General features: G+C 74.3%; 6 protein-coding genes. 5 read left to right on the top strand and 1 reads right to left on the bottom strand.

Translation table 11 applies throughout. The features are described from left to right. Positions 1–83: 83 nt before the first annotated feature. The 5 genes from ACZ6EG_RS17045 to nudC all read left to right on the top strand — a co-directional run bounded on the left by ACZ6EG_RS17045 (position 84) and on the right by nudC (position 10,824). Positions 84–470: an MGMT family protein gene (locus tag ACZ6EG_RS17045; RefSeq protein WP_469605290.1), complete on the top strand. Its 387-nt coding sequence runs from the start codon at positions 84–86 to the stop codon at positions 468–470. A 266-nt stretch (positions 471–736) separates the two neighbouring features. Next, positions 737–4,237: an ATP-dependent helicase gene (locus tag ACZ6EG_RS17040; protein ID WP_469605287.1), complete on the top strand. Its 3,501-nt coding sequence runs from the start codon at positions 737–739 to the stop codon at positions 4,235–4,237. Positions 4,238–4,528: 291 nt separating this feature from the next. Next, on the top strand, positions 4,529–8,305 hold the full coding sequence (locus ACZ6EG_RS17035; RefSeq protein ID WP_469605283.1) for a UvrD-helicase domain-containing protein: 3,777 nt from the start codon (positions 4,529–4,531) through the stop codon (positions 8,303–8,305). Between the two features lie 10 nt (positions 8,306–8,315). Then, positions 8,316–9,719, top strand: coding sequence for a dipeptidase (locus tag ACZ6EG_RS17030; RefSeq protein WP_391969648.1), 1,404 nt, complete (start codon positions 8,316–8,318; stop codon positions 9,717–9,719). A 160-nt stretch (positions 9,720–9,879) separates the two neighbouring features. Then, positions 9,880–10,824 (top strand): NAD(+) diphosphatase, encoded by a 945-nt coding sequence (nudC, locus tag ACZ6EG_RS17025; RefSeq protein WP_391969647.1) that lies wholly within the window; start codon positions 9,880–9,882, stop codon positions 10,822–10,824. Positions 10,825–10,900: 76 nt separating this feature from the next. Here nudC and ACZ6EG_RS17020 read toward each other — a convergent pair whose 3' ends face one another. Next, positions 10,901–11,143, bottom strand: a complete 243-nt coding sequence (locus ACZ6EG_RS17020) for a mycoredoxin (protein ID WP_356604362.1) — start codon at positions 11,141–11,143, stop codon at positions 10,901–10,903. Positions 11,144–11,219 lie beyond the last annotated feature (76 nt).

Below are 11,219 nucleotides of genomic sequence, written 5' to 3'. Positions count from 1 at the left end.
GCCCGACGCGCCGCTTCCGGGCGAGGGACGCGCACCGTCGCGGGCACGCGGCGTTGTCGGTGGGGTGGGGCAGGATGGGACGGATGAGCGAGCAGAACCTTTCGGACGATGTCGTCCCGGAGTACGCGGACACGCTGCCCGAGTACGCCGAGCGCGTCCTCGAGGTGACCGAACTGATCCCGCCGGGCCGCGTCATGACGTACGGAGACGTCGCCGAGTACCTGGAGGACGGGGGGCCCCGGCAGGTCGGGCGGGTGATGTCCCTGTACGGGGGAGGGGTGCCGTGGTGGCGTGTCGTCCGCGCGGACGGGGCCCTGCTCGCGGGCCACGAAGTGGAGGCGCTCGCCCGCTACCGGGAGGAGGGCACCCCCCTGAAGGGGGCGAGCAGAGCCGCGGAGGGTCACCTGCCGCGCCTCGACCTGAAGCGGGCGCGGTGGGACGGCGGCGAACGCGCGCAGGGTCACACCTGACAGCTTCCGCCATCGGGCGGACGGATGTGTGACCGGTGATCCATGTGAGGGAAATGGGGCACTTCGGGCACACGGGGTGCATGACGTACGTTCGTGGGGCGGGGGACGCAGGCGCCGTGAGTGACCCGAGGGAAGAAGAGGAAGCTCTCCTTCCGTCTCGGCCGTCGGCGTAGCGTCAGCCGCACGCGTCCCCCTCATCCCGGGGCCACCGCCGCACCCGCGGCGCGGACGGCCCACCAGCACACCCACCAGGACCGGCGAACCACGTGAGCTCCTCTTCCTCCACCGGACACCCGTCGCACCCCCAGGTGCGACGGGGGAGCCGTGGCGCTTACCGACTGGTGCGTACCCCGCCGGCGCGCGTGGACCCCCCTCGTCTGGACGCCGCACAGCGCGCCGTGGTTGACCACACGCGCGGACCACTGCTCGTTCTCGCCGGACCGGGCACCGGCAAGACCACCACGCTGGTCGAGTCCGTGGCGGAGCGGATCGCCCGCGGTGGCGACCCCGAGCGGATCCTGGTCCTGACCTTCAGCCGCAAGGCGGCCGTCGAGCTGCGGGACCGGATGGCGCTCCGTATGGGCGCGGCGCGTGCCCCGCGGGCGACGACCTTCCACTCCTTCGGCTACGCCCTGGTCCGTGCCCACCAGGACAGCGAGCTGTTCGTGGAGCCGCTGCGGCTGCTCTCCGGCCCCGAGCAGGACGTGACGGTACGGGAGCTGCTCGCCGGCCAGGCCGACCTGGAGCGGCTCGGCCTGGCCCATGTGCGCTGGCCGGACGAGCTGCGCGCCTGCCTGACCACCCGTGGCTTCGCCGACGAGGTCCGGGCGGTCCTCGCGCGCAGCCGCGAACTGGGGCTCGGCCCGGACGCGCTCGCGGCCTTCGCCCGGCGCATCGGCCGCCCGGACTGGCGGGCCGCCGCCGTCTTCCTCGCCGAGTACCTGGACGTGCTCGATCTGCAGGGCGTGCTCGACTACGCGGAACTCGTCCACCGCGCGGTGCTCCTCGCCCGGCGCCCCGAGGTCGCCGCGCAGCTGGCCGCCCAGTACGACGCGGTGTACGTCGACGAGTACCAGGACACCGACCCCGCCCAGGTCAGGCTCCTGCACACGCTGGCGGGCGACGGGCGCACCCTCGTCGCCTTCGGCGACCCGGACCAGTCGATCTACGCCTTCCGGGGCGCGGACGTGAACGGCATCCTGGAGTTCCCGAGCACCTTCCCGCGGGCGGACGGCCGGCCGGCGCCGGTCGAGGTGCTGCGGACCGCGCGCCGGTCCGGTGGCGCCCTGCTGGCCGCCACCCGGCTGCTGACCCAGCGCATGCCACTGACCCGCCTCCCCGCCGACAAGGTGCGCGCCCACCGCGACCTGGCTCCGGTGCGGGACGGGGGCCGCGTCGAGGCGTACACGTACCCGACGGCCGGCACCGAACTGGACAACATCGCCGACATCCTGCGCCGGGCCCACCTGGAGGACGGCGTGCCGTGGGGCGAGATGGCCGTCCTCGTGCGCGCCGGTTCGCGCACGATACCGGCGGTCCGCCGGGCCCTCACCGCGGCCGGCGTCCCCCTGGACATCGACGGCGACGACCTCCCCCTGCGCCACGAGCCGGCGGTGGCGCCCTTGCTGACGGCTCTGCGGGCGGTGGCTCAGGCGGAGGCGGGGGAACACTCCGGGGCGGGCGTCGGTGACGCGGCCGGGGCCGGGGAGCACGCGGCCGAGGAGGGGCCTGCGACGGAGGCCGGGACCGCTCGTGAGGGCGCGGACCCCCGCGAGGAGACCGCGTCCGAGGCGGACGTCGACGCATCGGCCATGGACACGGAGGGCACGGGCACGGAGGCCACGCGCACGGAGGCCGAGGGCGCCCCCCGCGCGGAGGAGCCGTGCTGGCTTGCCACCGAGACCGCCCTCACCCTGCTCACCTCCCCCCTCGCCGGCATGGACGCCGCCGACCTGCGCCGCCTCGGCCGCGCACTGCGCGAGGAGGAGCGTGCCGCCGGCAACCCGTTGCCGCCACCCTCCGACCGGCTGCTCGCGCAGGCACTGGCCGAACCCGAACGACTGGCCGTGCACGACCCCGCGTACGCGCGCGGCGCCCAGCGCCTGGGCGGCCTGCTCCGCAAGGCCCGCGAGCGCCTCGCGGGCGGCGGCAGCGCCGAAGAGGCGCTGTGGGACCTGTGGGACGGCACCCCGTGGCCCACCCGGCTGGAACGCTCCGCCCGGCGCGGCGGCGCGGCCGGCCGCAACGCCGACCGCGATCTCGACGCCGTCTGCGCGCTCTTCGCGACGGCTGCCCGCGCGGAGGAGCGCATCGGCGGCCGGGGCGCCCTGAACTTCCTGGAGGAGATCGACGCCGAGGACATCGCCGCGGACACTCTCACGCGGCGTGCCGTACGCCCCGACGCCGTCCGCCTCATGACCGCGCACCGCTCGAAGGGGCTGGAGTGGCGGCTGGTGGTCGTCGCGGGCGTCCAGGAGGGCCTGTGGCCGGACCTGCGCCGCCGAGGCTCCCTCCTCGAGGCCGACCGCATCGGCCGCGACGGACTCGCCGAACCGCTCACGCCCGGCGCGCTGCTCGCCGAGGAACGCCGCCTGTTCTACGTGGCCGCTACCCGCGCGCGCGAACGGCTCGTCGTGACCGCCGTGAAGGCACCGGCCGACGACGGCGACCAGCCGTCCCGGTTCCTGACCGAACTCGGCGTCCAACCCGCCGACGTGACGGGCCGTCCCCGCCGACCCCTCGCGGTCGCGGCACTCGTCGCCGAGCTGCGCGCCACCACCGTGGACCCCCGCGTCTCCGCACCACTGAGGGAGGCCGCCGCCCGCCGGCTGGCCCGGCTGGCCGCCCTCACCGACGAGGACGGCCGCCCCTTGGTGCCGTCCGCCCACCCCTACCGCTGGTGGGGCATGTGGGACCCGACCGAGAGCAAGGTGCCGCTGCGCGACCGTGACCAGCCCGTCACGCTCTCCGGCAGCGCCCTCGACCAGCTGGCCAACACCTGCGCCCTGCAGTGGTTCCTCGGCCGCGAGGTCAAGGCGGACACGCCCGCGACCGCAGCCCAGGGCTTCGGCAACGTGGTGCACGTCCTCGCCGACGAGGTGGCCTCGGGGCAGACTCCGGCCGACCTCGCCGTCCTCATGGAACGTCTGGACTCCGTGTGGAACGCGCTCGCCTTCGACGCGCCGTGGAAGTCGGCGCAGGAGAAGGCCAACGCGCGCGTGGCGCTCGAACGCTTCCTGAAGTGGCACGTCATGGACCGCTCCGGACGCACGCCGGTGGCCAGCGAGCACGACTTCGACGTGACCCTGGAGGCGGGCGACTACGAGGTGCGCATCCGCGGCCAGATGGACCGGGTCGAGGCCGACGGCGACGGCCGCGCCTACGTCGTCGACTTCAAGACCGGGAAGCAGGCGCCGACCTCCGCAGAGGTGGCCCGCCACCCCCAGCTGGCCGTCTATCAGCTGGCCGTTCGGGAGGGGGCCGTCGACGAGGTGTTCGACGGCACCCGCCCGGCACCGGGTGGCGCCGAACTGGTTCAGCTCCGCCAGGGCGCGCCCGTACGGGACGGCGGCGAGGCCCTCCCCAAGGTGCAGGCGCAGGAATCCCTGGAGGGGCCGGCGGGGGAGTGGGTGGGGGACCTCCTGGCCACGGCCGCCGGCAAGGTCCTCGACGAACGGTTCACCCCCACCGCGGGCCAGCACTGCACCCACTGCGCCTTCCGCGCGTCCTGCAGCGCACGGCCCGAGGGACGGCACGTCGTGGAGTGAGCCGTCGGGGTGGCGGCCCTGGGCGCAGGTTCTCGCGCGGCTTGCGCACCCCCGCGCGACCCTGCGTGCGCACCCCCGCGCGAACCCTGCGTGCGCATTCCGCGCGCACCCGCGGGCGAATCCGCGTACGGAGCTCCGCGTGCCGGCTCCCGGGCGACGGGACGGCAGGACGGTACCGAGGCCTGAGCGGACCGGTGTGATGAGCGGCACCATAGGTGCTGACCTGCGCTTCTCGTCTCCCGCGCGACGATCCGGCACCCGCTGTCAGTGGCCGCCGCTAGCCTCTCTGACGTGTCCGCCCATCTCACGGATCCCGAACAGCTCAAGGAACTCCTCGGCATCCCCTTCACCCCGGAGCAGACGGCCTGCATCATCGCGCCGCCCGCCCCGCAGGTGATCGTGGCCGGCGCCGGCTCCGGGAAGACGACGGTGATGGCGGCGCGCGTGGTGTGGCTGGTCGGCACCGGTCAGGTCGCCCCGGAGCAGGTCCTCGGCCTCACCTTCACCAACAAGGCCGCCGGTGAACTCGCCGAACGCGTGCGCAAGGCGCTGGTCAAGGCCGGCGTCACCGACCCGGACGTGAGCGACCCGGACAACCCGCCGGGCGAACCGGTGATCTCCACGTACCACGCCTTCGCGGGCCGTCTCCTGACCGACCACGGACTGCGCCTCGGGCTGGAACCGACCTCCCGGCTGCTCGCCGACGCCACGCGCTACCAGCTCGCCGCGCGGGTGCTGCGCGAGGCCCCCGGTCCCTACCCGGCCCTCACCCGCTCCTTCGCCGACCTGGTCAGCGACCTCCTCGCCCTCGACGCGGAGCTCGCCGAGCACCTCGTACGCCCCGAGGAACTGCGCACCTATGACGCCGGCCTCCTGGAGTCCCTGCGGAGCGTCAAGCTCAGCAACGCCGACCTCCGCAAGGTCCCCGAGGCCGCCGCCGCCCGCCGTGAGCTGGCCGAGCTGGTGATCCGCTACCGGGCCGCCAAGCGAGAACGGGACCTGCTCGACTTCGGCGACCAGATCGCCCTGTCCGCTCAGCTCGCCGGGCTCCCGGAGGTGGGCCGCGTCCTGCGCGACGAGTTCCGTGTCGTCCTGCTCGACGAGTACCAGGACACGTCGGTGGCCCAGCGCGTCCTCCTGGCGGGCCTGTTCGGCGCCGGCACCGGCCACCCCGTGACCGCCGTGGGCGACCCCTGCCAGGCGATCTACGGCTGGCGCGGCGCCTCCGTCGCCAACCTCGACGACTTCCCCGAGCACTTCGCCCACGACGACGGCCGCCCCGCGACCCGCCAGGCGCTCAGCCAGAACCGCCGCAGCGGCGGCCGTCTCCTCGACCTCGCCAACGACCTCGCCGAGCCCCTGCGCGCCATGCACGCGGGCGTGGAGGCCCTGCGCCCCGCCCCCGGCGTCGAGCGTGACGGGACGGTCCGCTGCGCCCTGCTGCGCACCCACGCCGAGGAGATCGACTGGATCGCCGACTCCGTCGCCCACCTCGTGCGCACCGGCAAGGCGCCCGCCGAGATCGCCGTCCTGTGCCGTACGGCGACCGACTTCGCCGCGATCCAGGGGGCGCTGGTCGCCCGCGACGTCCCCGTCGAGGTCGTGGGCCTCTCCGGCCTGCTGCACCTGCCCGAGGTGGCCGACCTGGTCGCCGTCTGCGAAGTGCTCCAGGACCCCGGCGCCAACGCCTCCCTGGTCCGCCTGCTCACCGGGCCCCGCTGGCGGATCGGCCCCCGCGACCTCGCCCTCCTCGGGCGACGGGCCCGGCTGCTCGTCGCGCACGCGCACGTGGAGGACGGCGGCGACCCCGACCGGCGGCTCGCCGCGGCCGTCGAGGGGGTCGACCCGTCCGAGGTGATATCGCTCGCGGACGCCCTGGACACCTTCCTGGAGACGCCCCTGGACGGCACCGGGGACGACGACGGGCTGCCCTTCTCGTCCGACGCGCGGGTGCGGTTCGCGCGGCTGGCCACCGAGCTGCGCGACCTGCGCCGGGCGCTGTCCGACCCCCTCATGGACGTGCTGCACCGCGTCCTCGCCGTCACCGGCCTGGAGGTCGAGCTGTCGGCGTCCCCGCACGCCCTGGCCGCCCGCCGCCGCGAGACCCTGTCTAACTTCCTGGACGTCGCCGCCTCCTTCGCCGCGAGCGACGGCGAGGCCTCCCTGCTCGCCTTCCTCGGCTTCCTGCGTACCGCCGCCCAGTACGAGAAGGGCCTCGACAACGCCCTGCCCGGTGGCGAGAACACCGTCAAGGTGCTCACCGCGCACAAGTCGAAGGGCCTGGAGTGGGACGTCGTCGCTGTGCCCGGCCTGGTCACCGGCACCTTCCCCAGTGGCCAGGGCCGTGAGAAGTGGACCGCCCAGGGCAAGGTGCTGCCGCACGGTCTTCGAGGCGACGCCGACACGCTGCCCGACGTGCCCTCCTGGGACTCGCGCGGCCTGAAGGCCTTCCACGAGGCCATGAAGGAGCACCAGCACACCGAGGAGCTCCGCCTCGGTTACGTCACCTTCACCCGCCCCCGGTCCCTGCTGCTGGGCTCCGGCCACTGGTGGGGACCGAGCCAGAAGAAGCCCCGGGGACCCTCCGACTTCCTCATGGCCCTGTACGAACACTGCGCCGCCGGACACGGTGAGATCGAGGCCTGGGCGGACGAACCGGCCGAGGACGAGGAGAACCCGGCACTGCACCGGGCGACCGCCGACCAGGCCTGGCCGCTGCCCCTGGACGACGCTGCCCTCGCCCGCCGCCGGGCCGCCGCCGAGACGGTCCTCGCCCACCTGGACGCCCTCACCTCCCAGGACGGCGCCCCCGCGGTCACGCCCGACCCCGACGCCTACGACGACCCGGACTGGCCGCCACCCCCCGCCGACGAGGAAGCACTCCAGCAGGCGGAGGAAGAGGAACCGTTCGAGGTCGAAGACCCCACGGACTGGGACTCCTGGACCACGGACCGCCCCGCCACCCCACCGGACGGCCTCGCCGCTCCACTGGACGACCCCGCCACAGCGCCCGAGGGCCCTGTCACGCCCCCTGGCGGCCCAGCCACACCGCCGGAAAACCCTGCTATGTCCCCGGCCGGCCCCGCCACCGCGGCGGACGGCCGCACCTCACCGCCGGCCCACGCCGCCACCGCCACGGACGGCCCGGCCACCCCACCGACCGACCGCACCACGGCCCCCGACCCCGCCCCCGGACCCCCGGATCGCCCCACCGCACCCCCGCCGCCCGCCCGCCGCACCGTCCCCCACCAGGCGCCCCCTCCGGGCGAGGAGGCAGGCCGAGCCGGCCGGCTCCGCGGCCACCCCCTGGAGCCGGAGCCCTCCGCCCCCGCCCGCCTGACGCCGGAGGAGGCCCGGACCGTCGCCTCCTGGGACCGCGACCTCGACGCGCTCACCGGTGAGCTCCTGCGTGCCCGCGAGAGCGTCACCGAGGTGCGCCTCCCGGCGTCCCTGACCGCCACCCAGCTGATGGACCTGGCCGCCGACCCGGACGGCTTCGCGCAGGAGCTGGCCCGCCCCATGCCCCACCCGCCCCAGCCGGCCGCCCGCCGGGGCACCCGCTTCCACGCCTGGGTCGAGGCCCGCTTCGAACCGCTGACGCTGCCCTTCCTGGAGCCCGAGGAACTGCCCGGCAGCGAGGCCGAAGTCGCCGATGAACACGACCTGGAGTTCCTCAAGGACGCCTTCGAACGCACCGAGTACGCCCGCCGGACCCCCTACCGCGTCGAGGCCCCGTTCCAGCTCACGCTCGCCGGCCGTGTCGTCCGAGGCCGCATGGACGCCGTCTACAAGGAGGGCGACGGGGCGACGGCGACGTACGAGATCGTCGACTGGAAGACCAGCCGTGCCGGCACCGCTGACCCGCTCCAGCTCGCGCTGTACCGCCTCGCCTGGGCCGAGCAGCAGCGCGTACCGCTGGAGTCGGTGACGGCCGCCTTCCTGTTCGTACGCACGGGCGAGGTCGTCCGGCCCGGCGACCTCCCGGACCGCGCCGCGCTGGAGAACCTGCTGCTGGCCGACCCGGTCGGTGACGAACCGCACGGTCAGGGTGTCCGTGCGGGCCGATAGGCTCGTGAGCATGAGCGACACCCCGGACAGCGCTGTCCGTACGTACATCGAGCACCACCGCGCCGCCTTCCTCGACGACCTCGTCGAGTGGCTGCGCATCCCGTCCGTGTCGGCACAGCCCGCGCACACGCCCGATGTACACCGCAGCGCCGACTGGCTCGCCGCCAAGCTCAAGGAGACCGGCTTCCCGGCCGCCGAGGTGTGGCCGACCCCGGGCGCCCCCGCCGTGTTCGCCGAGTGGCCCTCCGGCGACCCGCAGGCACCGACGATCCTCGTCTACGGCCACCACGACGTGCAGCCCGCCGCCCGCGAGGACGGCTGGCACAGCGAGCCCTTCGAACCCCTCGTCAGGGACGGCCGCCTCTACGCGCGCGGGGCGGCCGACGACAAGGGCCAGGTGTTCTTCCACACGCTGGGCGTCCGCGCGCACCTCGCCGCGACCGGCCGCACCGCCCCGGCGGTGAACCTGAAGCTGCTGATCGAGGGCGAGGAGGAGTCCGGCTCCCCGAACTTCCGCGCCCTGGTCGAGGAGCGCGCCGAGCGACTCACCGCCGACGCGGTGATCGTCTCGGACACCGGCATGTGGTCCGAGGACACCCCCACCGTCTGCACCGGCATGCGCGGCCTCGCCGAGTGCGAGATCCGGCTGCACGGCCCCGACCAGGACGTCCACTCCGGCTCCTTCGGCGGCGCCGTCCCCAACCCGGCCACCGCCGTCGCCCGCCTCGTCGCGGCCCTGCACGACGAGCACGGGCGCGTGGCGGTCCCGGGCTTCTACGACGGCGTCATCGCCCTCACCGAACGCGAACGCGCCCTCTTCGCCGAGCTGCCCTTCGACGAGCGGCAGTGGCTCCACACGGCCAAGTCGTACGCCGCCCACGGCGAGGCCGGGCACACCACTCTGGAGCGCATCTGGGCCCGCCCCACCGCCGAGGTCAACGGCATCGGCGGCGGTTACCAGGGCCCGGGCAGCAAAACGATCATCCCGTCGTCCGCCATGGTGAAGCTCTCCTTCCGGCTGGTCGCGGGCCAGGACCCCGACCAGGTGGAGAAGGCCGTCCGCGCCTGGATCGCCGAGCAGGTGCCGCCCGGCGTCCGCTGCGAGATCGACTTCGGATCGGCCACCCGTCCGTGCCTGACCCCGCTGGACCACCCGGCGCTGCGGTCCGTGGTCCGCGCCATGGGCCGGGCCTTCGGGAAACCGGTCCGCTTCACCCGCGAGGGCGGCTCCGGACCGGCCGCCGACCTCCAGGACGTCCTCGGCGCACCCGTGCTCTTCCTGGGCATCTCCGTGCCGTCCGACGGCTGGCACGCCCCGAACGAGAAGGTCGAGCTCGACCTGCTCCTGAAGGGCGTCGAGGCCTCCGCCCACCTGTGGGGCGACCTGGCGGAGCACTGGCGCCACGCGCCCTGAGCACCCCGCACGGTCCGCGTCCGGACCGGTGTCGCGGGCGCGGCACACTGGTAAGGCCGCCCGCACCACCGAGCCCTCCCGGACCCGGTCGCCGCCCCTCGTACGAACCGCTGAACCGCCTGCCGAACCGAACCGCTCACCGGGGGAGTTGGAAGCACCCGTGACCACCTGGACCGACCACACAGCCGACCGTCCCATCTCGCTCACCGCCCCGAGCGGCATCGACCGCGCCGCCCACCACCGCCTCGACGAGGCCTGGCTCGCGGCGGCGTGGAGCCATCCTTCGACGCGCTGCTTCGTGGTCTCCGGCGGTCAGGCCCTCATCGACGAGACGCCCGACGGGCGGACCGAACTCGTCATGACCCCCTCCTTCGAAGCCCCGCTCACCGAGGCGCACCGGTACTTCCTGGGCACCGACGAGGAGGGCGTCAGCTACTTCGCCCTGCAGAAGGACTCCCTGCCCGGCCGCATGGACCAGTCCGCCCGCGCGGCGGGCCTGCGCGAGGCCGGGCTGCTCCTGTCGCCCCGGGACGCCGGTCTCTTGGTCCACGCGGTGGCCCTGGAGAACTGGCAGCGCCTGCACCGGTTCTGCTCCCGCTGCGGGGAACGGACCGTCATCGCCGCCGCCGGCCACATCCGGCGCTGCCCCGCCTGCGGCGCCGAGCACTACCCGCGTACCGACCCCGCCGTGATCATGGCGGTCACGGACGGCGAGGACCGCATCCTCCTGGGCCGCCAGGTGCACTGGCCCGAGGGCCGCTTCTCGACGCTCGCCGGTTTCGTGGAGCCGGGCGAGTCCATCGAGCAGTCGGTGCGCCGCGAGGTGTACGAGGAGGTCGGTGTCGCCGTCGGCCCCGTCGAGTACGTCGCCAGCCAGCCCTGGCCCTTCCCGTCCAGCCTGATGCTGGGCTTCATGGCCCACGCCACCTCGACCGAGATCAACGTCGACGGCGACGAGATCCACGAGGCCCGCTGGTTCTCCCGCGACGAGCTGGGCGCCGCCTTCGAGACCGGCGAGGTGCTCCCGCCCTACGGCATCTCGATCGCGGCCCGCCTGATCGAACTCTGGTACGGCAAGCCGCTGCCCACGCGCGGCGCTTTCTGAGGCAGAACGTCGTAGAGGGGCCCTCCCCGACCGGGGAGGGCCCCTCTACGACGTCACGCCGCTGCCGGCGAAGCGCTCACGCGCCGATCTTCTGCTTCACCTGCGCCAGCGAGGGATTCGTGAGCGTCGAGCCGTCCGGGAAGAGCACGGTGGGCACCGTCTGGTTCCCGCCGTTCGCCTTCTCCACGAAAGCGGCGGAATCCGGATCCTGCTCGATGTTGATCTCCTCGTACGCGATGCCCTCGCGGTCCATCTGACTCTTCAGCCGACGGCAGTAGCCGCACCACGTGGTGCTGTACATCGTCACAGTGCCCGGCATGTGTTTCGCGCTCCTTCGGCGGCTCGGAAATGAGGTCGCACGGAGGGAACGTCTGCGGCGGCGCCACCATTCCCGG

Source organism: Streptomyces sp. NPDC041968 (assembly GCF_055589025.1).
This window is presented reverse-complemented; position numbering and strand designations above follow the sequence as displayed.